This is a genomic window from Nocardiopsis dassonvillei, from assembly GCF_964273065.1.
GTDB classification, from domain to species: Bacteria; Actinomycetota; Actinomycetes; order Streptosporangiales; family Streptosporangiaceae; genus Nocardiopsis; species Nocardiopsis dassonvillei_B.
The window spans coordinates 2,337,895-2,361,563 of record NZ_OZ186815.1; the positions used below are offsets into that span (position 1 = coordinate 2,337,895).

24 protein-coding genes are annotated in these 23,669 nt (G+C 70.8%); 2 read left to right on the forward strand and 22 right to left on the reverse strand.

Features of this window, described 5'->3' with window-relative positions; all coding sequences use genetic code 11:
* The gene (locus ACSUPR_RS10310) at positions 1-1,530 is read left to right on the forward strand and encodes a M28 family peptidase (RefSeq protein ID WP_436891952.1); all 1,530 of its coding nucleotides are present in this window, start codon (positions 1-3) and stop codon (positions 1,528-1,530) included.
* A gap of 311 nt (positions 1,531-1,841) precedes the next feature.
* Here ACSUPR_RS10310 and ACSUPR_RS10315 read toward each other — a convergent pair whose 3' ends face one another.
* Positions 1,842-2,480, reverse strand: coding sequence for a class I SAM-dependent DNA methyltransferase (locus tag ACSUPR_RS10315; RefSeq protein ID WP_436890924.1), 639 nt, complete (start codon positions 2,478-2,480; stop codon positions 1,842-1,844).
* Between the two features lie 57 nt (positions 2,481-2,537).
* Between ACSUPR_RS10315 and ACSUPR_RS10320 the strand changes: the two genes are divergently transcribed.
* Positions 2,538-3,134 (forward strand): cob(I)yrinic acid a,c-diamide adenosyltransferase, encoded by a 597-nt coding sequence (locus ACSUPR_RS10320; protein ID WP_436890925.1) that lies wholly within the window; start codon positions 2,538-2,540, stop codon positions 3,132-3,134.
* Between the two features lie 3 nt (positions 3,135-3,137).
* Here ACSUPR_RS10320 and ACSUPR_RS10325 read toward each other — a convergent pair whose 3' ends face one another.
* From ACSUPR_RS10325 to thrC, 21 genes are all read right to left on the reverse strand, one after another.
* Positions 3,138-3,653: a hypothetical protein gene (locus tag ACSUPR_RS10325; RefSeq protein ID WP_436891953.1), complete on the reverse strand. Its 516-nt coding sequence runs from the start codon at positions 3,651-3,653 to the stop codon at positions 3,138-3,140.
* 91 nt (positions 3,654-3,744) lie between these two features.
* Entirely contained in the window at positions 3,745-4,197 is a 453-nt protein-coding gene (locus ACSUPR_RS10330) for a DUF2550 domain-containing protein (protein ID WP_436890926.1), read from the reverse strand.
* Positions 4,198-4,217: 20 nt separating this feature from the next.
* Positions 4,218-4,607, reverse strand: coding sequence for a F0F1 ATP synthase subunit epsilon (locus ACSUPR_RS10335; protein ID WP_220562983.1), 390 nt, complete (start codon positions 4,605-4,607; stop codon positions 4,218-4,220).
* 79 nt (positions 4,608-4,686) lie between these two features.
* The gene (atpD, locus tag ACSUPR_RS10340) at positions 4,687-6,129 is read right to left on the reverse strand and encodes a F0F1 ATP synthase subunit beta (RefSeq protein ID WP_306366015.1); all 1,443 of its coding nucleotides are present in this window, start codon (positions 6,127-6,129) and stop codon (positions 4,687-4,689) included.
* A 5-nt stretch (positions 6,130-6,134) separates the two neighbouring features.
* Complete coding sequence (locus ACSUPR_RS10345) at positions 6,135-7,055, reverse strand: F0F1 ATP synthase subunit gamma (RefSeq protein WP_436890927.1); 921 nt, start codon at positions 7,053-7,055, stop codon at positions 6,135-6,137.
* Between the two features lie 3 nt (positions 7,056-7,058).
* Positions 7,059-8,699: a F0F1 ATP synthase subunit alpha gene (gene atpA / locus ACSUPR_RS10350; protein WP_436890928.1), complete on the reverse strand. Its 1,641-nt coding sequence runs from the start codon at positions 8,697-8,699 to the stop codon at positions 7,059-7,061.
* Between the two features lie 65 nt (positions 8,700-8,764).
* Positions 8,765-9,586: a F0F1 ATP synthase subunit delta gene (locus ACSUPR_RS10355; RefSeq protein WP_436890929.1), complete on the reverse strand. Its 822-nt coding sequence runs from the start codon at positions 9,584-9,586 to the stop codon at positions 8,765-8,767.
* Entirely contained in the window at positions 9,586-10,134 is a 549-nt protein-coding gene (locus ACSUPR_RS10360) for a F0F1 ATP synthase subunit B (protein WP_436890930.1), read from the reverse strand. Before ACSUPR_RS10360 ends, ACSUPR_RS10355 begins: the two co-directional genes overlap by 1 nt.
* 30 nt (positions 10,135-10,164) lie before the next feature.
* Complete coding sequence (gene atpE / locus ACSUPR_RS10365) at positions 10,165-10,383, reverse strand: ATP synthase F0 subunit C (protein ID WP_436890931.1); 219 nt, start codon at positions 10,381-10,383, stop codon at positions 10,165-10,167.
* A gap of 107 nt (positions 10,384-10,490) precedes the next feature.
* The gene (gene atpB, locus ACSUPR_RS10370) at positions 10,491-11,345 is read right to left on the reverse strand and encodes a F0F1 ATP synthase subunit A (RefSeq protein ID WP_436890932.1); all 855 of its coding nucleotides are present in this window, start codon (positions 11,343-11,345) and stop codon (positions 10,491-10,493) included.
* 93 nt (positions 11,346-11,438) lie between these two features.
* Positions 11,439-11,654, reverse strand: a complete 216-nt coding sequence (locus ACSUPR_RS10375; RefSeq protein WP_436890933.1) for an AtpZ/AtpI family protein — start codon at positions 11,652-11,654, stop codon at positions 11,439-11,441.
* A 63-nt stretch (positions 11,655-11,717) separates the two neighbouring features.
* Positions 11,718-12,155, reverse strand: coding sequence for a hypothetical protein (locus ACSUPR_RS10380; protein WP_436890934.1), 438 nt, complete (start codon positions 12,153-12,155; stop codon positions 11,718-11,720).
* 231 nt (positions 12,156-12,386) lie between these two features.
* Positions 12,387-13,538 carry an MraY family glycosyltransferase gene (locus ACSUPR_RS10385; protein ID WP_436890935.1) on the reverse strand — a complete coding sequence of 384 codons (1,152 nt, stop codon included), beginning with the start codon at positions 13,536-13,538 and terminating at the stop codon, positions 12,387-12,389.
* A 43-nt stretch (positions 13,539-13,581) separates the two neighbouring features.
* Positions 13,582-14,418 (reverse strand): L-threonylcarbamoyladenylate synthase, encoded by an 837-nt coding sequence (locus ACSUPR_RS10390; protein ID WP_436890936.1) that lies wholly within the window; start codon positions 14,416-14,418, stop codon positions 13,582-13,584.
* Between the two features lie 71 nt (positions 14,419-14,489).
* Entirely contained in the window at positions 14,490-15,353 is an 864-nt protein-coding gene (gene prmC / locus ACSUPR_RS10395; RefSeq protein WP_436890937.1) for a peptide chain release factor N(5)-glutamine methyltransferase, read from the reverse strand.
* Positions 15,350-16,420 carry a peptide chain release factor 1 gene (gene prfA / locus ACSUPR_RS10400; protein WP_436891954.1) on the reverse strand — a complete coding sequence of 357 codons (1,071 nt, stop codon included), beginning with the start codon at positions 16,418-16,420 and terminating at the stop codon, positions 15,350-15,352. The genes prmC and prfA overlap by 4 nt, the downstream gene beginning before the upstream one ends.
* Before the next feature lie 117 nt (positions 16,421-16,537).
* Positions 16,538-16,750, reverse strand: a complete 213-nt coding sequence (gene rpmE / locus ACSUPR_RS10405) for a 50S ribosomal protein L31 (RefSeq protein WP_436890938.1) — start codon at positions 16,748-16,750, stop codon at positions 16,538-16,540.
* Between the two features lie 194 nt (positions 16,751-16,944).
* Positions 16,945-18,744: an L-lactate permease gene (locus ACSUPR_RS10410; protein WP_436890939.1), complete on the reverse strand. Its 1,800-nt coding sequence runs from the start codon at positions 18,742-18,744 to the stop codon at positions 16,945-16,947.
* 347 nt (positions 18,745-19,091) lie between these two features.
* Positions 19,092-21,056: a transcription termination factor Rho gene (gene rho / locus ACSUPR_RS10415; protein WP_436890940.1), complete on the reverse strand. Its 1,965-nt coding sequence runs from the start codon at positions 21,054-21,056 to the stop codon at positions 19,092-19,094.
* Positions 21,057-21,499: 443 nt separating this feature from the next.
* Positions 21,500-22,462 carry a homoserine kinase gene (gene thrB / locus ACSUPR_RS10420; RefSeq protein ID WP_436890941.1) on the reverse strand — a complete coding sequence of 321 codons (963 nt, stop codon included), beginning with the start codon at positions 22,460-22,462 and terminating at the stop codon, positions 21,500-21,502.
* 76 nt (positions 22,463-22,538) lie between these two features.
* Positions 22,539-23,597 (reverse strand): threonine synthase, encoded by a 1,059-nt coding sequence (thrC, locus tag ACSUPR_RS10425; protein WP_436890942.1) that lies wholly within the window; start codon positions 23,595-23,597, stop codon positions 22,539-22,541.
* Positions 23,598-23,669 lie beyond the last annotated feature (72 nt).

Sequence of the window (23,669 nt, forward strand, 5' to 3'; positions counted from 1 at the left end):
ATGGCCGCGGGCGTCCTCGCCGCGGCCCCCGCCCACGCGGAACCCTCCCCCCAGGCCACTGACAACGCCGCGGCCGGCGCGTGGGAGCGGCCCGGCAAGCCCGGCCGCCCCGACAAGCCCGGCCGGCCCGACAAGCCGGGCAAGCCCGCGGACCCGGCCCTGTCCGAGCTGGTGACCGCCGAGGCCATCCGGGCCCACATGGAGAACCTGGACACGATCGCCGAGTACAACGGCGGGCACCGGGCCACGAACTCCCCCGGCTACGACGTCTCGGCCCTGTACATCGAGGACCAGCTGGAGCGGGCCGGTTACCAGACCTTCCGCCACGAGTACGACTACGAGCTGTGGCGCGAGCAGTCCGATCCGGTTCTGGCGCAGACCGCCCCGCAGGAGGTCGTCTACGAGGGCGGCACCGACTTCATCACCATGACGTACTCCTCGGCCGGTGACGTGACGGCGCCGGCCGTCGCCGTGGCCCCCGGGAGCGCCGCCAGCGGCTGCTCCCCCGACGACTTCGCGGGCTTCCCCGAGGGCGCGATCGCGGTCACGCAGCGCGGCAGCTGCGCGTTCGCCGACAAGGTCTCCAACGCCGCCGCGGCGGGCGCGTCCGCCGCCCTGGTGGTCAACAACGCCGACGAGGTCTTCAGCGGCACCGTCGGCGAGCCCTCCGCCATCCCGGCCGTCGGCGTCTCCGGTGCCGCCGGTGCCGCGCTGCTGGCGGGCGAGGGCCTGGAGCTGCGGGTGAAGGTCGACGCGCACGTGTCCCAGGAGACCTCCTTCAGCGTGCTGGCCGAGACCCCCGGCGGCCGCGAGGACAACGTCGTGGTCGTCGGCGCCCACCTGGACGGGGTCGAGGACGGCCCGGCCATCAACGACAACGCCTCCGGCACGGCGTTCGTGCTGGAGACCGCGATCCAGCTGGCCGCCCAGGACGCGCCTCGGAACAAGGTGCGGTTCGCGTTCTGGGGCACCGAGGAGGAGGGCCTGGTCGGGTCCACGAAGTACGTGGAGAGCCTGACCGACGGCGAGGTCGACGACATCGCGCTGTACCTGAACTTCGACATGATCGGGTCGCACAACTACGCCCGCTTCGTCCTGGACGGCCGGATGGAGCTGCCCGACTCATCGGGCGCCCCCTCCGGCTCGGGTGCGATCGCGAAGGTGTTCGAGGACTACTTCGCGGAGCAGGGCCAGGTCAGCGAGCCGGGCGTGCTGAGCGGCCGCAGCGACTACCGCGCCTTCATGCAGGCGGGCATCCCCTCGGGCGGCCTGTTCAGCGGCGCCGACGGGGTCAAGACCGAGGAGCAGGTGCAGTGGTACGGCGGTACCGCGGGTGAGCAGTTCGACCCGTACTACCACACGCCCGACGACACGCTGGAGAACGTCAACTGGGACTCGGTGGCCGAGCTGGCCGCCGCGGGGGCGCACGGCGTGGAGTTCCTCGCGGGGAGCACGCTGCCGGTCAACGGGGTGCTGAGCACCCGGGCGGCCGTGGAGTTCCCGCGCGCGGGCCACGACTGGCTCCTCTGACCCGGGCCGCCCCGCTGCCGGGGTTCCGCGGGGCACCGGCGGGGCCTGGGGGCCCCGCCTCCGGTAGGTGCCCCGCACGGACCCCCGGATGAGCAGAGAGGGGGCGGCGGGCGTGAACCCCCCGGTCTCACGCCCGCCGCCCCCCGCGGCGCCTCCCCCTCCGCGCCCGCCCGAGCGGCCCCCCTCATGTCTCCGCTCGGGTGTGGCGCGCGAGCGCCGCCCCGGGACTACGTTGTGTAGCCCCCTCACTCCATAAGGTATCAGTGAGCCACATCACTTCTCACCCCCTGATATCGAACAGTTATCCTCCGTCACCGGAGTTTGCGGAACAGCAGGTGGGCCTGGGGGAACCCGCGCCGCTCGTCCTCACTCCCCGCGATGACCAGGCGGGCCACCTCGGCGAAGCCGACCTCCCCCGCCAGCGCCGCCACCCGCTCCGGCGAGTAGCGGTGCGCCGGGGCCACCCGGTGGTCGAAGGACTCGGAGAGCACCCCGGGGTCGTCGTGGGCCTGGAAGGCCATGAGCAGGTGGCCGCCCGCCTCCAGCATCCGGTGGAACCCCGCCAGCGTCGCCGGCAGCCGCCCGGGCGGGTCGTGGATCACCGAGTAGTGGGCCAGGACCCCGCCCAGGGAGCCGTCCTCCGCCACCGGGTCCGCCAGGTCCCCCACCTCGAACCGCACACCGGGGTGGGAGGCGCGGGCCAGGTCGACCATCCCCGGGGACAGGTCGACCCCGAACGCGTCCACCCCCATGCCGCGCAGCCGCGCCGTCAGGCGCCCGGGCCCGCACCCGGCGTCGAGCACCGGACCGCCTCCGCGCACGAACTCCGCGAAGACCGGGAGCAGGGCCCGGTCCAGGGGCCTGCCGGCCTCCCACTCGTCCGCGAGGGCCGCGTACTCCCGGGCCACCTCACCGTAGGCTTCCCCGACCGACTTCTCCGTCTCGCTCATGCCGCCCGATGCTAGCGCCCCTCCGCCCCGCGGGGACCGGCGGTCTAGGGTGGGGGGATGACTCAACGGGACACGGACAAGCCGGTCGTGCTGTCCAAGATCTACACGCGCACCGGGGACGCGGGCACCACCGCGCTCGGCGACATGAGCCGGACCCGCAAGAACGACACCAGGATCATCGGCTACGCGGACACCGAGGAGGCCAACGCGGCCATCGGGACCCTGCTGGCCCTGGGCGAGGTCCCCGACGACGTGCGGGCACTGCTCTCACGCGTGCAGAACGAGCTGTTCGACCTGGGCGCCGACCTGTCCACGCCCATCGTCCCCGACCCCGAGTACCCGCCGCTGCGCGTCCTCCCGGAGTACGTCACCCGGTTGGAGGAGGCCTGCGACACCTACAACGCCGACCTGCCCACCCTGCGCAGCTTCATCCTCCCCGGCGGCTCCCCCACCGTCGCGCTGGCGCACACGGCCCGGGTGGTCACCCGCAGGGCCGAGCGCAGCGTGTGGGCCGCGATCGAGGAGCACGGCGACTCGGTCAACCCGCTCACCGCGCAGTACCTCAACCGCCTCTCGGACCTGCTGTTCATCCTGGGCCGGTACGTGGCGCGGGAGGGCGACGAGGTCCTGTGGAAGCCCGGCGGCGAGCGCTGAGGGTCAGCAGGCGGGAGGGAACTCCTCGGGGGAGGCGTACTCCGCCTCCCCCTCACCGGACACGCTCGCGTACAGGCCCTGCTCCGCGGCCAGGGCCCCGGTGGTGAACCGCAGCACCGCGATGTCGTGCTCGGTGGCCTCGCCGGGCCCGGCCTCCGCGGTGCCCACCCCCAGCAGGTACTCCTCCTCGGGGGACTCCGGCCCCATCCGGTAGACAGCGCGCCCGTCACCTCCGGTGATGTCCCAGTCCTCCCCCGGGGCGGACAGGTCCACCTCCAGGGAGTTCCCCTCGAACTCGCGGGTGGCCACCAGGTGCCTTCGCTGGCTCTCCCCCAGCAGGTCGATCTGGCGGGGCGGTTCCTCCCCGCACCAGGTGACCATGACGACGGGGAACTTGTGCCCGGCCGTGAAGTGGCCGGTGGCGACCGCGGCGACATGGCCGCCGGTCGGCTGGCAGGAGACGAGGAACGGGCTGAGAAGGGCGAGGGCGGTCAGGCCCCGCAACCGCGATACCACCATGGACACGCATCCTGCCATCCCGGTGCGCCCGGACGGCGGCGGCGCACCGGTCGTGCCGCGGCCGGGTCCGGCCGCGGCGCGCGCGGCGTGCTCAGGAGTCCCAGTCGGTGCCGGGGGGCAGTGACTCCACCCAGGACAGGAAACCCGTGAGGGTGGCGTCGTTCATGGCGATCTCCGCCTCGGGGCGGTCCCCGTGGGCGGGCCAGGCCAGCCGGACGACCGTGGTGTCGGCCGGCAGGTGTTCGTGCGCCTCGGGCGGGCGGCGCCCGGACACGACGAGGCCGCGGCGCGACAGCTCTGCTGTCGGCCGCGGCCTGATCGAGAATGCGGGGAACCAGCCCAGGGCCAGGGAACCGTACCGGCACAGGCCGATCCGCCAGGCCCCGCGGCGTCCCCGGGCACCCGGGAAGCGCAGGTGGCACTCCACCGCGCCCCCGCGCCGCAGGAGGATCCGGCGGCGCAGGACGGCGGCGCACACCACCGCCACCGCGCACAGGACAAGGACGGGGAGCACCCACTGGAGCAGGTCCGGCGGCTGTTCCACGCCGCCCCCGTTCCGAAAGGTCAGGAGGCGTCCTCGCCCGCGGCCCGCAGTCGGCTGCGGGCACGGCCCAGGGCGGCGGTGTCGTCGCCCTCGGTCGCGTTCTTCAGCGCCGTACGGGCGCGTTCCACGTCGATGTCCTCGGCGAGCTCCGCGGTCTCGGCGAGGATGGAGACCCGGCCCTCACCCGACACCGAGATGAACCCGCCGTGGGCGGCGGCGCGGACCTCACCGTTCTCGCGCGCACCCAGCACGCGGACGACCGCGTCCTCGGCGAGCAGCGAGAGGACGGGGATGTGGTTCGGCTGGATACCGATCTCACCCTCGACGGTCTTCGCGATGACCATGTCGCCCTCGCCCGCCCACACCTCGTGCTCGGGCGAGACGATCTCGACGAAAAGCTTCTTCGACACTGCCTGAACTCCTCGGCCAGCGGTTGGGATCGGCGGGGCCGCCCGCGACGGCGGGCGGCCCTGCCGGCTCTACAAAGGACTAGCCCTGGAGCTTCTTGGCCTTCTCGACGACCATGTCGATGTTGCCCACGTCGAGGAACGCCTGCTCGGGCAGGTGGTCGTACTCACCGTCGCACAGGCCCTTGAAGGAGGCGATGGTCTCCTCCAGGGGGACGAACACGCCCGGCGTACCGGTGAACTTCTCCGCCACGAACATGTTCTGCGACAGGAAGCGCTCGATGCGGCGCGCGCGGTTGACGATGATCTTGTCCTCTTCGGACAGCTCGTCCATACCGAGGATGGCGATCTGGTCCTGGAGGTCCTTGTTGCGCTGCAGGATCTCCTTGACGCGCTGGGCCACCTGGTAGTGCTCCTGGCCCACGTACTGCGGGTCGAGGATGCGGGAGGTCGACGCCAGCGGGTCCACCGCCGGGTAGATGCCCTTCTGCGAGATCGGGCGGGAGAGCTCGGTCGTCGCGTCCAGGTGGGCGAAGGTGGTCGCCGGGGCCGGGTCGGTGTAGTCGTCCGCGGGGACGTAGATCGCCTGCATGGAGGTGATCGAGTGACCGCGGGTCGAGGTGATCCGCTCCTGGAGCTGGCCCATCTCGTCGGCCAGGTTGGGCTGGTAGCCCACGGCGGAGGGCATGCGGCCCAGCAGCGTGGAGACCTCCGAGCCCGCCTGGGTGAAACGGAAGATGTTGTCGATGAACAGCAGCACGTCCTGGTTCTGGACGTCGCGGAAGTACTCCGCCATCGTCAGAGCGGACAGCGCCACCCGCAGACGGGTGCCCGGGGGCTCGTCCATCTGGCCGAAGACGAGAGCGGTGTCCTGGAGGACCTCCATCTCGTCCATCTCCAGGAAGAGGTCCGTACCCTCACGGGTGCGCTCGCCGACACCGGCGAACACGGACACACCGCCGAAGTTGCGGGCGATACGGGTGATCATCTCCTGGATCAGCACGGTCTTGCCGACACCGGCACCACCGAACAGACCGATCTTGCCACCGCGCACGTACGGGGTGAGGAGGTCGATGACCTTGATGCCCGTGACCATCATCTCGGTCTTGGACTCGAGCTGGTCGAACGACGGCGGCTTGCGGTGGATCGGCCAGCGCTCGGTGACCTTCAGCTCCGAGGTCGGCACGTCCAGCGCCTCGCCCAGGGTGTTGAACACGTGGCCCTTGACGATGTCACCGACCGGCACGCTGATGGGCTCGCCGGTGTCGCGCACCTCGGCGCCGCGGACGAGGCCGTCCTGCGGGGCCAGCGAGATGGCCCGCACCAGGTTGTCGCCCAGGTGCTGGGCGACCTCCAGGGTGATGGTCTTGGTCTCGCCGCCGACCGTCACGTCGGTGTGCAGGGCGTTGTAGATGGCAGGGATCGAGCCGACGGGGAACTCCACGTCGACGACCGGGCCGGTGACCCGGGCGATCCGACCGGTGGCGGTGCCAGCCCCGGTCGTCTCTTCAACAGTCGCAGTCACTTTTCTTACTCACTTCCCGCGCTGGCAGCAGCGAGCGCGTCGGCACCGCCGACAATCTCACTGATCTCGTTGGTGATCTCGGCCTGGCGCGCCTGGTTGGCCAGGCGGGTCAGGGTCTTGGCGAGTTCCTCGGCGTTGTCGGTGGCGGCCTTCATGGCGGCTCGACGGGACGCCTGCTGGGAGGCGGCGGATTCCAAGAGGGCGAAGTAGATGCGGTTGGTCACGTACTGCGGCAGCAGCCGGTCCAGCGCCTCCTCGGCGGAGGGCTCGAACTCGTACAGCGGCAGGGCCTGCCCGCCGTGCGCGGCCTCGAGCTCCGCCTCGTCGACCTCCTCCACCTCCAGCGGCAGCGCCCGCGTGGCGGTCGCGCGCTGGGTCAGCATCGACACGAACTCGGTCGAGACCACGTGGATCTCGTCGACGCCGCCCTCGGAGGTGTCCTTGGCGAACCTCTCCATGAGCGCGGTGCCGATCTCCTGGGCGTGCGCGTAGGTGGGGCGCTCGGTGATGCCCTCCCACTGCTCCTCGACCGGGCGGTCGCGGAACTTGTAGGCGGCCATGCCCTTGCGGCCCACCATGTAGGTGACGACCTCCTTGCCCTGCTCCTTGAGGAGCTGGGCGAGGGAGTCGGCCTCCTTGAGGACGTTGGACGAGAAGGCGCCCGCCAGGCCCTTGTCACTGGTGATGACCAGGACGGCGGCCCGGGTGGGGTTCTCGGCCTCGGTCAGCAGAGGGTGGTCGGACACCCGGCTCGCCAGGGCCGAGACCGCCCTGGTGATCTCCCGCGCGTAGGGCCCAGCAGCCTCAGCCGCACGCTGCGCCTTGGTGATGCGCGTCGTGGCGATGAGCTCCATCGCACGGGTGATCTTCGCCGTCGACTTCGTCGAGCGAATCCTCCGGCGATAGACGCGAAGCTGTGCACCCATGGGTTACTTCCCGCCCTTGGCGACCTTGATGGTCTCCTGGCCGACGTTCTCCTCTTCGAGCGCCTCGGCCTCGGCCTCGGTGCCCAGGAGGGTGCCCGCGGAGGTCTGGAAGCCCTGCTTGAACTTGTCGAGCGCGCCCTCCAGGGACTGCTCGGTCTCGCTCGCGAACTTCCCGGTCTCGCGGATGTCGTCCAGGAGGCCGGAGTGCTCGCGGCCGAGGAAGTCCAGGAAGTCCTCCTCGAAGCGGCGCACGTCCTCGACGGGGACGTCGTCGATGCGGCCGGTGGTGCCCATCCAGATGGAGACGACCTGCTTCTCCATCGCGAACGGGGAGTACTGGCCCTGCTTGAGCAGCTCCATCAGGCGGGCGCCGCGCGCCAGCTGCTGCTTGGAGACCGCGTCCAGGTCGGAGCTGAAGGCGGAGAAGGCCTCGAGCTCGCGGTACTGGGCCAGGCCCAGCCGGAGGGTACCGGAGACGTTCTTCATCGCCTTGGTCTGGGCCGCGCCACCGACACGGGAGACCGAGATACCGACGTCGATGGCCGGGCGCTGTCCCTGGTTGAACAGCTCGGAGTCCAGGAAGACCTGGCCGTCGGTGATGGAGATGACGTTGGTGGGGATGTACGCCGAGACGTCGCCCGCCTTGGTCTCGATGATCGGCAGAGCCGTCAGCGAGCCCTTGCCCAGCTCGTCGGAGAGCTTGGCGCAGCGCTCCAGGAGCCGGGAGTGCAGGTAGAAGACGTCACCCGGGTAGGCCTCGCGGCCCGGCGGGCGGCGCAGCAGGAGGGAGACGGCGCGGTAGGCCTCGGCCTGCTTGGTCAGGTCGTCGAAGACGATGAGGACGTGCTTGCCCTGGTACATCCAGTGCTGGCCCAGGGCCGAACCGGTGTAGGGGGCGAGGTACTTGAAGCCCGCGGCGTCGGAGGCGGGCGCGGCCACGATGGTGGTGTACTCCATCGCGCCGGCCTCCTCCAGGGCGCCGCGCACGCTGGCGATGGTCGAGCCCTTCTGGCCGACCGCGACGTAGATGCAGCGCACCTGCTTGTCGGGGTCGCCGGACTCCCAGTTCGCCTTCTGGTTGATGATCGCGTCGACGCAGACCGCGGTCTTGCCGGTCTGCCGGTCACCGATGACCAGCTGGCGCTGGCCGCGGCCGATCGGGGTCATCGAGTCGATGGCCTTGATACCGGTCTGCAGCGGCTCGTGGACGGGCTTGCGCTCCATCACGGTCGCGGCCTGCAGCTCCAGCTCGCGGCGCTCGGTGGACTCGATCTCGCCCTTGCCGTCGATGGGGACGCCCAGGGGGTCCACAACGCGGCCGAGGAAGTCGTCACCCACCGGCACGGAGAGGAGGCGACCGGTGCGGCGCACCTTCTGCCCCTCCTCGATGCCGGTGAAGTCGCCCAGCACAACGGCACCGATCTCGCCGATCTCGAGGTTCTGGGCCAGGCCCAGGGTTCCGTCCTCGAATTCCAGCAGCTCGTTCGCCATCGCCGAGGGGAGGCCACTGACGCGGGCGATGCCGTCACCGGAGTAGGTGACGGTACCGACCTCTTCCGCGCGGGTGGCCTCAGGCTCGTACGACTGGACGAAGCGCTGCAGCGCGTCCCGGATCTCGTCCGGCCGGATCGTCAGCTCCGCCATCTCTACGTTGTCCTTGCTCTCAAGTGGCGCCTGACCGGCGCCGTGCGTACTTGCCTTGCGTTCTGTCAGCCGGCCAGACGGCGCTGGGCCTCGGCGATACGCCCGGCGATGGTCCCGTCGATGACCTCGTCACCCACCTGGATGGACAGGCCACCCACGATTTCGGGGGCGACCTCGATGTTCAGGTGGATGTCCCGGCCGTAGGCTCGCGTGAGCGCGGCCCCCAGTCGGGACTGCTGGTCCTCGCTCAGGGCGACGGCGCTGCGGACGACCGCGACGTAGCGCTTGGCGCGCTCTGCCACGATGTGCCCGTAGTTCTCCAGCGCCTGCTCCAGGGTACGTCCCCGGGGGTGGGTGACCGCTTGGCCGACGAGGGTCAGCGTCGCGGGGTCCGCCTTGCCCGAGAGCAGGTTCTCCACCAGGGAGAGCTTGTGCTCGGAGCCGACCCCGTCACGGGTCAGGGCGTCGCGCAGCCGCGGCTCGGAGGCGACGATCCGCTCGAAGCGGAACAGCTCGTCCTCCAGGCCGTCCAGAGCCGCGGCGCTGCGGAGGGAGGCGACGGTCGCGTAGACCGCCATCCGCTCCATCGCGTCCACGAGGTCACGCGCGCTCGACCACTTGGCCGAGACGACGTCGCAGGCCACGAGGACCGCCGACGGCGAGACCCTGGACTCCAGCAGCTGCCCGAGGAGCCCGCTCTTGGCCTCCGCCGGGTTCGCCTGGTCGGCGAGCCAGCGGCGCAGCGAGTGCTCCTCGGTGAGCAGGGCGACGACCTGGAACAGCTCGCCGCCCAGCACGATACCGCTGGTGGCGCCGGCCGACGCCAGGACGTTCTCGTCCAGGCGCCGGGTCACCTCGGTCAGCGACGTACGGCTGATACCACGCATCAGCGCACCTCGGCTTGCTGCTTGCCCTCGCTCTGCTCCAGCTCCTCCAGGAACCGGTCGATGACACGGCTCTGGGTGGCGCTGTCGCTGAGGCTCTCACCGACGATACGGCTGGCGAGCTCGGTGGAGAGCACGCCGATCTCACCCTTGAGCTGGGCGAACGCCTGCTGGCGGTCGGCCTCGATCTGGGCGTGGGCGGCCTCGACGATGCGACGGGCCTCGGCCTGGGCCTCCTCGCGCGCCTCGGCGATGATCGCCGCCCGCTGCTCCTTGGCCTTCTCCAGCTCCTGCGCGTACTCGCGGTGGGCCTCTTCGAGCTTCTCGCGGTACTGCTGGCGGATCTCCTCCGCCTCGGCCTCGGCCTTCTGAGCGCGAGCGATGCCACCCTCGATCTGGTCGGCACGCTCGTCCAGCGCCTTCGTCAGCCGCGGCCACATCTTGTAGACGACGCCGAGGATGATGAGGAAGGCGATGAGGCCGAAGGTGAACTCGTCCCAGTGGATGCGCAGGACGTTTTCTTGTTCAGCTGCCAAATACACGGTTGGCATCCCCTTCGCGTTCTGTACGACCGATGATGGCTAGCGCGCGAAGGCGAGAACGAAGCCGAGGATGGCCAGGGCCTCGATGACGGCGAAGCCGAAGATCATCTGGCCCTGCAGGACGCCACGGGCCTCGGGCTGGCGGGCGATGGCCTGGACACCGAGACCGAAGACGAGACCCACACCGATGCCGGGGCCGATGGCCGCGAGGCCGTAACCGATGGTGTTGAGGCTACCGGTGATGGCGGCGAGCTCCATTGATATTCCCTTTACTACAGGCCGACGATCATGGACGTCGTCGGACGGACGTGATGAATCGGAACGGGTTCAGCGGTGCGCACCGGGAGGGACCACGGGGGCCTCTCCTAGTGCGCGCCCTCCATGGCCTCACCGAGGTAGATGGAGGAGAGGAGGACGAAGACGTACGCCTGGACCGCCATGATGAACAGCTCGAAGGCCGTGAAGACCAGGAAGCCGACCAGGGCGAAGGCAGAGTAGCCGACCGAGATGGCGCCGAAGAGCGGACCCATCGGGGAGGCCGGGTTGAACATGTAGAAGCCGGCGGCCGCGAACAGTGCGAGCAGCAGGTGCCCGGCGAACATGGTCGCGAACAGACGGATCATGTGGGTGGCCGGCCGGATGATGAAGTTCGACAGCGCCTCGATGGGCACCACGACCGGCAGGATCCACCCGGGGACTCCGCCGGGGACGAGGCGGGCCTTGAAGTGGGCGGCGGCACCGTGCTCACGGATGCCGACCACGTTCCACAGGACGAAGACGAACAGGGCCAGAACCGCGGGGAAGGCCAGGTTCGAGGTCACCGGCAGCTGGAGGCCGGGGATGAGACCCATGACGTTCATGCAGAAGATGAACAGGAACAGGGTCACCATCAGGGGGAGGTACTTGTCCCCCTTCTTCCCCATCGTGGTCCGGGTGACCTGGTCGCGCAGAAAGCTGACCAGCATCTCGGCCATGCTCTGACCGCGGCCGGGGACGACCTTGGCCTTGCGGGTGGTGAAGTACCAGAAGGCGGCGGCGACGATCAGTGCGACCACCGCGACCAGGTAGTACTTGTTCAGCCCGGAGGTGAGGGGCAGACCGAAGTCCACCCACGGAGTCGGGAAGAAGAGGCTCACGGTCGGAGCCTCGAACCCACAGCCGTCTCCGAAGATGTGGCAGCCTGGTTCGGACGCCGCGACGACGCTCACGTCAGCACCCACGGCGATCCCTTTCGTCGTGACGCAACTCAATCCTTGGTGTTCTCGTCGGGACGGTCCCGCCCGCAGCGGGGGCGGACGCACCCGGGTGTTCGGTCAGGACCGGACGTACTGGGTATAGATGAGGTAGATCGAGCCGACCAGGCCCACTCCCAGCCCGATGGGCAGGAAGAGACCGGAGAAGCCCAGGGCCCGGTCCAGGACCCAGCCCACGCCGCCCCAGAAGGCGAGCCCTCCCAGCAGGTACGAGACGAGAGTGGTGGCGTTGGCGCCGGACGTTTCCTCGTCCTTCTTCGCACTCGGCCGACTCATGCTCTCGCTCCGGAAGATAGCAGTAGGTGATCAGGCTCGGCACACCACCCCGCCCGAACGGGGTCACCGGTGCGCCTCACTGTCCTCGGACTCGGACTCGTCCTCGCCCGCGGGGACGATGGTCGGCTGCTTGCTCCGCTTGACCGCCACGGCCTGGGCCGCCAGCCACGCGATGACACAGGCCAGCGCCGACCAGCCGAACACCTGCGTGTCCAGCGCCTGCGTGCCCCGGAAGGTCAGCAGGACGGCCAGGAGGATGCCGAACTTGGTCGTGTAGACGAGAAGGGCCACCGGGAGGAGGAGCTCCGGACGCCGGCCGCCGGTCCAGGAGATGACGAACGCCGAGCTGGCGAACGCCCCGATCACCAGGGCGACCGCGAAGAGTGCGCCGAGGAGTCCCTGGACGCCGCTGAGGGCGAAGCCCGCGATCATCGCGACCACGCCGACCAGTGCCGTCGGAATCGCGGCGCCGCGGAGGGTCCGGGCGTCGTGTTCCTGCATCAGAAAAGCTCCGTGAGGTTCAGTGGTTGCCTGCTCGTGAAAGCTATCACAAGGATTTCGGTGCTGAATCCGGGGGTTCCTTAACGCGACCTTAACGCCTCGGGAAACACCCGCTCCGCCTGCGATTCAGGGCTTGTGTCACCTTGGCCACACCCGTCACGACCACCTCGGGAGCCTCCTGCGTCCCGCGCCGAAAAGGCCCTTGGGCCCTCAAGCGAGATCACAGTCCTCTCACCGTTTAACACCGTCTCCGGAACGGGCGCCGCGCGCACGGCCCCAGGGCAGCAGGCCGCGTCGGCGCAGCCGCGGGAGCGCGATGAGTCCGACCGCGCAGACCGCCACCAGGGCGGTCACCGTCAGCACCACCACCGCGGAGTCGAACACCGACAGCGCCACCGCGGCGAACGCGACGATCCCCGCCCACAGGTACATGAGCAGCACCGCCCGCACGTGGCTGTGCCCCATGTCGAGCAGGCGGTGGTGCAGGTGGCCGCGGTCCGGGGCGAACGGCGACTTCCCGGCCAGGGTGCGCCGCAGCACCGCCAGCACCAGGTCGGCCAGCGGCAGGGCGATGACGAGCAGCGGCAGGGCGATCGGCAGGAACACCACGAGCCCGGAGTTGAACTCCTCGCGGGCGGTGTTGGCGTCGAACTGCCCGGTCACCGTGATGGTGATGGAGGTGAGCAGCAGGCCCAGCAGCATGGACCCGGTGTCGCCCATGAACACCTTGGCCGGGTGGAAGTTGTGACAGAGGAACCCGACGCAGGTGCCCGCCAGGATGATCGCGATCATCGCCGGGTACGACTGGCGGACGAACCCCTGCTCCACCGCCACCACGTAGTAGTAGGCGAAGAAGGCCAGCGCCGAGATGCCGACGATGCCCGCCGCCAGGCCGTCCAGGCCGTCGGCGAAGTTGACCGCGTTGATCGTGACCACGATGAGCAGCACCGACACCAGGGCGCCCAGCCAGGGGCCGAGCGAGAGCTGGGTGCCGGGCAGCGGCAGCCAGAGCAGCTGCACGCCCTTGGCCACGAGGATGCCGGCGGCGGCGACCTGCCCGGCGAGCTTGCTGACGGGGTCCATGCCCCAGCGGTCGTCGATGACGCCGATCACCGTGATGAGGCCGCCCGCCAGCAGCAGGCCGATCCAGGTGTCGGCCACGAACACGTTCTGCAGGTGCGGCAACTGGGCCGAGAGCAGCAGGGCGACGGCGAAGCCGCCGTAGATGGCCAGTCCGCCCAGCCGGGGGATGGGTTCGGTGTGCACGTCGCGGTCGCGCACCGGCGGGGTGGCGCCGACGGCGATCGCGAACTTGCGCACCAGGGGAACGAGCAGGTAGGTCACCGCGGCGGCGATGACGAAGGTGAGCGCGTACTCCCGCACTGCCTGGCCCTTCTGTCGGTGAGCGGGGGCTGCCGGGACCGGATCAGTCGCGGTCGGTGGTGTCGGAGGGCCGTGCGCCGTCCTCGGCGGAGGGTCGCTCCGCGGCGGGCTCGGCCGGGGTGTCGGTGGGCCGCTCCGCAGCGGTTCCGGCGGGGGCCTCGGAAGCGGGGGCCTCCTCGGCGGGCGCGACCTCCTGACCGCTTCCGCTCCGGGGGCGGTTCGGGCCCTTGCGCAGTTCGCCGATGACGGTGCCGCAGACCTCGCGCAGCTTCTCGATGGGGACGGCTCCGGCGCGCAGCACCCGCGGGACCGCGTAGGTGAGGTCGACGATCGTGGAGAGCGCCGTCGACTCGCTCGCCCCGCCGTCGAGGTAGACGGCGATGTCCTCCTCGCCCAGCTGCGCGATGGCCTCGGTGATCTCGGTCGCGGCCGGGTCGCCGGACCTGTTGGCGCTGCTGACCGCCATCGGCCCGGTCTCCTTGAGCAGGTCCAGTGCGACCGGGTCCATCGGCATGCGCACCGCGACGGTGCCCTTGGTGTCGCCCAGGTCCCAGGACAGGCTGGGGGTGGCACCGCACACCAGGGTGAGCGGGCCGGGCCAGAACTCGTCCATGAGGTCGCGGCCGAACCGGCCCAGGTCGTCCACGAGGGCCATCGCCGCCCGGGTCGAGCCGACCAGCACCGGCGGAGGCACCTCGCGGCCCCGGCCCTTGGTGGCGAGCAGGTTCGCCACGGCCTTGGGGCTGAAGGCGTCGGCACCGATGCCGTACACGGTGTCCGTGGGCAGGACCACCAGTTCGCCTCGGCGGACCGCGGACGCGGCGTCGGCGATGCCGTCCTTGCGGGCGGTCTCGTCCGCGCAGTCGTAGATGCGGCTCACCTGCGTTCACCTCGTTCTCGAGCGGGTGGACCGGTCGGCACCGGCCCGGGGGGTCGTGACGACCGGTGCGGTCAGTCTTCGTGGTCGGCCCGGCGCATGACCACGAACCGGTCGCGCCTGGCCAGGTCCTTGCGGTTGAGGACGTCGCGCCATCCCCTGTCCTCGGGGAAGAGCCACGGGATGTCGATGCCCTGGCCGTCGTGGTGCTCCACGGCCATGGACCCGCCGGGGCGCAGCAGCCTGCGGCCGACCGCCTCCAGGTCGCGGATCATGTCCAGCCCGTCCTCGCCCGACCACAGTGCGGGGGCCGGGTCGAAGTTGCGCACCTCGGGGGGGATGCCGTGGGCCTCCCGGGTGGGCACGTACGGCGGGTTGCTGATGAGCAGGTCCACCCGGCCGTTGAGCTCGGGCAGCGCGGTGCGCATGTCGCCGTGGTGGAGGGTGACCCGGTCGGCGTGGCCGCTGGAGTCGATGTTGCGCCGGGTCCACTCCAGGGCCACCGGGTCGATCTCCACGGTGTGCACCCGCGAGCGCGGGACCTCCTGGGCGATGGAGATGGCGATCGCGCCCGAGCCGGCGCCCAGGTCGACGACCAGCGGGTCGGCGACGTCCATGGCGCGCAGCGTCTCGATGGCCCAGTCGACCATGATCTCGGTCTCCGGCCGGGGGACGAACACACCCGGCCCCACCTGGAGTTCGAGGTAGCGGAAGTAGGCGCGGCCGGTGATGTGCTGGAGGGGTTCGCGGGCCTCGCGGCGGGCGACGCACTCCCAGTAGCGGGCGTCGAAGTCGGTGTCGGCGACCGTGTGCAGTTCCCCTCGACGGACGCCGTGCACGAACGCCGCGAGTTCCTCGGCGTCCGTGCGAGGCGATGCGACGCCCGCGTCCGCGAGTCTCAGTGTCGCGCGGGCGACCTCGTCGAGAAGAAGGTTCATGATCCCTGGGCCGCTTCGAGCCTCTCCTTGGTGTCCGCGTCCACGAGGGCCTTGATGACGCCGTCCAGCTCCCCGTCGAGAACCTGGTCGAGGTTGTAGGCCTTGTAGCCGACCCGGTGGTCGGAGATGCGGTTCTCCGGGAAATTGTAGGTGCGCACGCGCTCGGAGCGGTCCACCGTGCGGACCTGGCTCTTGCGCTCGGCGGCGGCCTCGGCGTCCGCGCTGGCCTGGGCCTCGGCGTAGATGCGGGCGCGCAGGATGCGCATGGCCTGCTCCTTGTTCTGGAGCTGGCTCTTCTCGTTCTGGCAGGAGGCCACGATGCCGGTGGGCAGGTGGGTGATGCGCACCGCCGAGTCGGTGGTGTTGACGCTCTGGCCGCCGGGGCCGGAGGAGCGGTAGACGTCGATGCGCAGGTCCTTGTCGTGGATCTCGACCTCGATGTCCTCGGCCTCGGGGACCACCAGGACCCCGGCGGCGGAGGTGTGGATGCGGCCCTGCGACTCGGTCACGGGGACGCGCTGCACGCGGTGCACGCCGCCCTCGAACTTGAGCAGCGGCCAGACGCCGGACCCCGGCTCGGGGGTGCCCCTGTTCTTGAAGGCGATCGTGATGTCCTTGTAGCCGCCCAGGTCGGAGTGGGTGGCGTCGATGACCTCGGTCTTCCAGCCCTGGCGCTCGGCGTAGCGCAGGTACATGCGGACCAGGTCGCCGGCGAACAGCGCGGACTCCTCGCCGCCCTCGCCGGCCTTGACCTCCATGATGAGGTTCTTGTCGTCGGCGGGGTCGCGCGGGACGAGCAGGAAGCGCAGCCGCTCGGTGAGGCGCTCGGCCTCGGCGGTCAGGCGCTCGGCCTCCTCGGCGAAGGAGGAGTCCTCGGCGGCGAGCTCGCGGGCGGCCTCGATGTCGCTCTCGGTCTCCTTGAGCGCACGGTAGGTCTCGATGATGGGGGTGAGCTGCGCGTAGCGCTTGCCCAGCGTGCGCGCCCGGCCCTGGTCGGCGTGCACCTCCGGGTCGGCGAGCTGCTGCTCCAGCTCGTAGTACTCCCCCAGGAGGTCGTCCAGCTTCACTTGTGCCACCCCGTCTTGATTCGCGTGCCTCGCCTGCCGTGTCGCCCGGGGCGTCGTGCCCGGGCCGTGGGTCCCGTGGCGCCGGAGGTTCCGGCGCCACGGGCGGAGCGGGCGCCGCTACTTGGTGCGCTTGCCGAAGCGCTTCTCGAAGCGGGCGACCCGGCCACCGGTGTCGAGGATCTTCTGCTTGCCCGTGTAGAACGGGTGGCACTCGGAGCACACCTCGGCGCGGATCTTGCCGTCGGTCACCGTGCTGTGGGTCACGAAGTGCGCACCGCAGGTGCAGGTCACCTCGGTGGTGACGTACTCGGGGTGGATGTCGGCCTTCATCGTGTGTCTCCTTGTTCATGCGCGGCCGCCGGACGCACGCCTGACGCGCCACCGCTGCGGTGGGGCGTGGTGAAGGTCATGCGCGAACCGGTGCCGCGGCGATCCAGGTAGGGGCGGCGGGTCTCCATGGAGGGAGGCCGACCGTATCCCCGTCTACCAGTTTGCCAGAACCACAACCATGCCGTGACCGGTGTCTATTCCTCCTTCCCGGGCGCGGCCGCACCGGCGGCGCGGCGCGCGTCGGACCGGTTCAGGTACACGGCCAGGGCCGCGAGCAGGAGCAGGAGCGCCGCCAGGACGGCGGTACCGGCGTTGAACCCGACGCCGTGGATGAAGATGTGGGCCAGGGATCCGGCGGCGAGGACGTAGTAGGCCATCGGGATCACGGTCTGGCGGATGAGGTCGCCCTCGCGGCCGGCGAGGCCGACCACGGCCGAGGCGGCGACCACGTTGTGCACGGTGATCATGTTGCCCGCGGCGCCTCCGGCGGCCTGGGCCGCGACCACCGTCTCCTGGGGGACGCCGATGCGCTCGGCGGTGGAGAACTGGAAGAGGGAGAACATGAGGTTGGAGACGGTGTTGGAGCCGGCGACGAAGGCGCCCAGGGCGCCGATCCAGGGCGCGTAGAGCGGCCAGGCCGCGCCGCCGAGCTCGGCGGCGCCGGAGGCGAGGGTGAGCGGCATGCTCGCCAGGTCGGTCGCGCCGAAGTCGGCGCCGGTGTTGATGAAGACGCGCACCAGCGGGACGGCGAAGAGCAGGGCGACCGCGGCCCCTGCGAGCTGGGATCCGGCCGTCTTCCAGGAGGCGACGATCTCCCGCCCCTTCATCCGGTGCAGGCCGTAGGTGACCAGGCAGACCAGGACGAAGGTGGCGCCCGGGGAGTAGAGGGGTTCGATGAACTGGGCGACGGGCGTGCCGAGGATGTCGGCGGCCCCGACCCTGACGCCGGTCAGCCAGGCCTTGACCGGTTCGACGGTGCGGGTGGCGACGAGGATGCCGGCCACCAGGAGGTAGGGGGACCAGGCGCGCAGCAGGCCCATGCGCCGCTCGGCGGTGTCGGCCTCCGGCGGGGCCAGGCGTCCGCTCCACTTGGCGAGCCAGTCCTCCCTCGGCGGGAAGTCCCAGGCCTCCCGGGGCATGAGGAAGCCCTTGCGGGCGGCGAGGACGACGATGACCAGACCGGTCAGCCCGCCCAGGAGGCTGGTGAACTCGACGCCGAGGAAGTAGTTGTACAGGACCGAGGGGACGGTCATGGCGAAGGCGGCGAAGAGGGCGAACCGCCACACGCCGAAGCCGTCGGAGAAGCGCCTGCGGCCGCCGTAGAAGCCGCACAGCATGCAGCTGATGAAGAGCGGGACGAGGGTGCCGACCGCCGCGTGCAGGAGGACGGTCTGGAAACCGATCTGGGAGATGTACTCGGGGAAGGACAGGCCCAGGGCGGAGGCCCGCTCGGCGACGTCGGGCGAGCCCTCCAGTCCGCCGGAGACCCCGACCAGGATGGGGGTGCCCACCGCCCCGAAGCTGACGGGTGTGCTCTGGATGACCAGGCCGACCATGACGGCGGCCATCGCGGGGAAGCCCAGGGCGAACATCAGGGGCGCGACGACCGCGGCGGGTGTGCCGAACCCGGAGGCGCCCTCGATGAAGCTCCCGAAGAGCCATCCGATGATGATGGCCTGGACCCGCCGGTCCGGGCTGATGTCGGTGAACGTGGCCCGGATGGTGGCGATGGCCCCGCTCCTGGTGAGGGTCGCCAGCAGGAGCAGCGCGCCGAAGATGATGTAGAGCAGCCCGATCGCGAGGATCAGGCCCTGGACGGTGGAGGCGGCGATCGCCGTCCACTCGGTGTTCCAGGCGGTGACGGCGATGAGGACGACCACGGCGTAGCCGACGGGCATGGCGTACTTGGCGGGGATCCGGAACCCGACGAGCAGGACGCCGACGACGATGATCGGGGTGAGTGCGAGCAGGCTGAGCAGGGCGGGGTTGTCCATGTGGACGGCTCCCTGGTGTGGCTGGGGGTACTCGGCGGGCCGACCCTAAATCGATTCACGAAGAGGCGACAGCCCCCCGGGGTGACCTGCAACACATTGGTGATCTTTTTCGCCTGACAGCCTCGTTTTTCCGCATCATGAAAAAATGCCCCCTCCCTGAGGAGGGACCCGGACGTCCCCCCGCTCCGCCCACAGGGGAGGGCGGTGCCGGTCCGGACGCGCACCCGGGGCCGCCCCGGGCGGTCGCGGCGGACGCGGGGAACGGGCCCGGACTCCACCGGGCGCCGACGACGAACGGCGGCCCTCCCCGGTGGGGAGGACCGCCGCGTGCGTCACCGCGTGTCCGGTCAGGTGGTCTTCTGCACCTGGAGCAGGAACTCGGCGTTGCTCTTGGACTCCTTCATCTTGTCCAGGAGCAGCTCGATGGCCTGCTGGGTGTCCAGCGCGTGCAGGACCCGGCGCAGCTTCCAGACGACGCTGAGCTCCTCCTGCGACATGAGGATCTCCTCCTTGCGGGTGCTGGAGGCGTCCACGTCGACCGCGGGGAAGATGCGCTTGTCGGCCAGGGAGCGGCTGAGCTTGAGCTCCATGTTGCCGGTGCCCTTGAACTCCTCGAAGATCACCTCGTCGGCGCGCGAGCCGGTCTCCACCAGCGCGGTCGCCAGGATGGTGAGTGAGCCGCCGCCCTCGATGTTGCGGGCGGCGCCGAAGAAGCGCTTGGGCGGGTACAGCGCCGTGGAGTCCACACCGCCGGACATGATGCGCCCGCTGGCCGGGGCGGCCAGGTTGTAGGCGCGGCCCAGGCGGGTGATGGAGTCCAGCAGGACGACGACGTCCATGCCCATCTCGACCAGGCGCTTGGCCCGCTCGATGGCCAGGTCTGCGACGACCGTGTGGTCCTCGGCCGGGCGGTCGAAGGTCGAGTGGATGACCTCGCCCTTGACCGTGCGCTGCATGTCGGTGACCTCCTCGGGACGTTCGTCCACGAGGATCACCATCAGGTAGCACTCCGGGTTGTTCTCGGTGATGGCGTTGGCGATCGCCTGCATCACCATCGTCTTGCCCGCCTTGGGCGGGGAGACGATCAGACCGCGCTGGCCCTTGCCGATCGGTGCGACGAGGTCGATGATGCGCGTGGTCAGCACACCGGGCTCGGTCTCCAGGCGCAGCCGCTCCTGCGGGTACAGCGGGACGAGCTTGGAGAACTCCTGGCGGTTCTTGGCCTGGTCGGGCGACATGCCGTTGACCGAGTCCAGGCGCACCAGGGCGTTGAACTTCTCCTTGCGCTCGCCGTCGCGGGGCTGGCGGACCGCACCGATGATGTGGTCGCCCTTGCGCAGGCCGTGCTTGCGCACCTGGGCCAGCGAGACGTAGACGTCGCTGTGCCCGGGCAGGTAGCCGGTGGTGCGGACGAAGGCGTAGTTGTCGAGGATGTCGAGGATGCCCGCGACCGGCAGCAGGACGTCGTCCTCGCCGATCACCGGCTCCGGCTCCTGGCCGCCCCGGCCGCCGCGCCGGTCCCTGCGGTCCCGGCGGCGTCCCCGGCGGCGCCCGCCGAACTCGTCGTCGTCGGCGTTGCCGCCGCGTCCCTGCGGGCCGCCCTGGCCGCCGCCCTGCTGGCCGCCGCCCTGCTGCTGGGCGCCTCCGGCGCTCTGGTCGTCGCCGCCGCGGTTGCGGTTGCGGCGGTTGCGCTGGCGCTCGCGACCCTGCCCGGACCGGCCTTCGCGGTCCTCGGAGGTGTCGGAGCCGGTCTTCTGGGGGGTGCTGGATGTCTTGGTCACGCTGCTCGCGGAGGTAGAGGAGTCGGTGCCGTCCACCGATCGGGGCTGGTCGCCGCCCTCGTCCCCGCGCCTGCGGGTGGAGCGACGGCTCCGGGGCGCCTTCTCGCCCCGCCCCTGGGAGTCGGTCACGGCCTGGTCCGACGACCGGTCGGCGCGCGTACGCGCCTCGTCCGAGCCCGACGGCTCCTGGGACCGGCTGTCGGTTGCCTCGACCTTACCGGCCTCGGGCTCGGTCTCGGTCTTCTTCGGCGATCTGGTCTTGGCCGGTGCTCCCACGGGGCCGCCCTGCTTGGCCTCGATCGCGGCGATGACGTCGCTCTTGCGCATGCGCCCCGTACCGGTGATGCCCAGGCTCGACGCGAGCTTCTGCAGCTCGGGGAGCTTCAGGGCGGCGAGACCGGTACCGCGCGCCGCGGCGCGGGACCTGGTCGGCGACGTCGTGGCCGAAGCGTCGCCGGCCTCCGCCACGGAGGCGCCGGTGCTGTTCTTGTCGACCGCCGCGTCCGTGTGGAGTTCGGTGGTGTCGCTCACTAAGGGTCCTTCCCAAGGAGCGGGCTTCGGCCGTCAGCGGGTGCTGGAGCGGCCGGCCCGGTGGTGCGAACCGGCTGGGCCGGGTAGGGCGTGCCCCACGTGGATGTTCGGAAACCGGCGAGAAGACGGTCCCCTACCCGATCGCGGCGGGCTCTGGGTACAGCCGGACGTCGGGGCGGATGGCTCGGTGATGGTGCCGATCGACCGCGGCGGAGCGCTCATCCGGGGAGGAGGAGCGGACAGCGGGGACGTCGACACGGTCGCGGAGAATCCGCGGAATCGACACACCGGCCACCGCTTCCGGACGGTCGTGGGACCAGACCACCGGAGTATGGGATGCGGAGGCCGCTGTGGCGGATGAGCACTCGCCCCGCAACGGGGCATCTGGTGCTTCACCTAGCCTAACATCACCAGAGGCCACGGCTATTCCTCGACACATGGTGCTACGGATGGGGAGATGGGGACCGCACCCCCGCCTGCTCGACCGGCAGGGGGCGTATGTCCCAATCATTACCCGTACTCCGACGGATTGAATCAAGGGCTTCGGCGATTTCCGGCGAATCGATCCCGGCCTCCCCCTCGGCCACGGAGCACAGCACCAGGACCGTGGGGCCCGCTCCGGAGACCACGGCGGGCAGTCCCCGCTGGTCACGCAGGTCGCGGACGAGGTCGAGGGTGCGCGGCATGGCGGGCGCCCGATATTCCTCGTGTAGCCGATCCCGGGTGGCCGCGTACAGGGTTTCCGGGTGGCCACAAACGGCCGCCGTCAGGAGCGCGGCGCGGCCCGCGTTGAAGGCCGCGTCGGCGTGCGGGACGCTCTCGGGCAGCAGCCCGCGGGCGCGTTCGGTGGACAGCCGCCAGTCCGGGACGCACAGCACCGGCAGCAGCCGCGGGTCGGGGGCCAGGGCGGTGGCGCCCCAGCGGCCGCCGTCGCGGTAGGCGATGGTGTAGCCGCCGAAGACGCACGGGGCGACGTTGTCGGGGTGGCCCTCGAGGTCGGCGGCGACCTGGTAGATCCAGTCGCGGTCCGGGCCGCCGTCGGGGCCGGTGCGCCCGAGCAGGGCGGCGGCCGCGGCGACGCCGCCGACGATCGCGGAGGACGACGAGCCCAGGCCGCGCGCGTGCGGGATGCGGTTGACGCAGGTCAGCGTGAGGCCGGGGAGCTTCTCACCGGCGCGGTCGAAGGCCTCGGCCATGGCGCGGACGACGAGGTGGCGGTGGTCGGTGGGGACCTCGCCCGCACCCTCCCCACTCACCTCCACACGGAGTTCTCCGTCGTCGCGCGGCACGGCCTCGAAGTCGTTGTACAGGGACAGCGCCAGGCCCAGGGCGTCGAAGCCCGGACCGAGGTTGGCACTGGTGGCCGGGGCGCGGACGGACACCCGGTCGGGGCGGGGTGGGGTCATGGCAGGGTTTCTCATCTTCCGTGTTCACGGCGGGCCCGCTCCCGCGGGGGCCGGGGGCGCCCCCGCGGGAGAACGGTCAGGCCAGGTCCAGGGCCCTGGCCGCGGCCAGGGCGTCGACCGGGACGGTGGTGGCCGAGGAGGCCCCGGCCAGGGCCCAGTCGGGGTCCTTGAGGCCGTTGCCGGTGACGGTGCAGACGATCCGGCTGCCGCGCTCGACCTGTCCGGCCTCGACGGCCTGGAGCAGGCCTGCGACGGAGGCGGCGGAGGCGAGTTCGACGAACACGCCCTCCTCGGCCGCCAGCAGCCGGTAGGCGGCCATGATCTGGCGGTCGGTGACCTTGTCGATGATCCCGCCGGACTCGTCGCGCGCCTGCTCGGCCAGGCTCCAGGAGGCCGGGTTGCCGATGCGGATCGCGGTGGCGATGGTGCTCGGGCTGGTGACCGGGGCGCCGTTGACGATCGGCGCGGACCCGCTGGCCTGGAAGCCGAACATGCGCGGGGCGCGGGTGGAGATCCCGTCGCGCCGGTACTCGGTGTAGCCCATCCAGTAGGCGGAGATGTTCCCGGCGTTGCCGACGGGGATGCAGTGGATGTCCGGGGCGTCGCCCAGGGCGTCGACGATCTCGAACGCGGCGGTCTTCTGGCCCTGGAGGCGGTAGGGGTTGACCGAGTTCACCAGGGCGACCGGGTAGTCGACGCTGAGCTTGCGGGCGAGTTCGAGGCAGTCGTCGAAGTTGCCGTCGACCTGGAGCAGGCGGGCGCCGTGCACGAGCGCCTGGGCGAGCTTGCCCATGGCGATCTTGCCCTGGGGCACCAGGACGGCGCAGGTCATCCCGGCTCGGATGGCGTAGGCGGCGGCGCTGGCGCTGGTGTTGCCGGTGGAGGCGCAGATGACGGCCTTGGCGCCGTCCTCGGCGGCCTTGGTGATGGCCATCGTCATGCCTCGGTCCTTGAAGGAGCCGGTGGGGTTGAGGCCCTCCACCTTGAGGAGGACCTCGCAGCCGGTGAGCTCGGATACGCGCGTGGCGGGCAGCAGGGGCGTGCCGCCCTCCTGGAGGGTGACGACGGGGGTGCTCTCGTTGACGGGGAGGCGGTCGCGGTACTCCTCGACGATGCCTCGCCACGCCCGTGCCATGCTCACGACTGTGTCCCTTTCGGGTGGATGCGGTTTCCGCTTGACGCGCAATGGAAAGGTGGGACGTTCCGA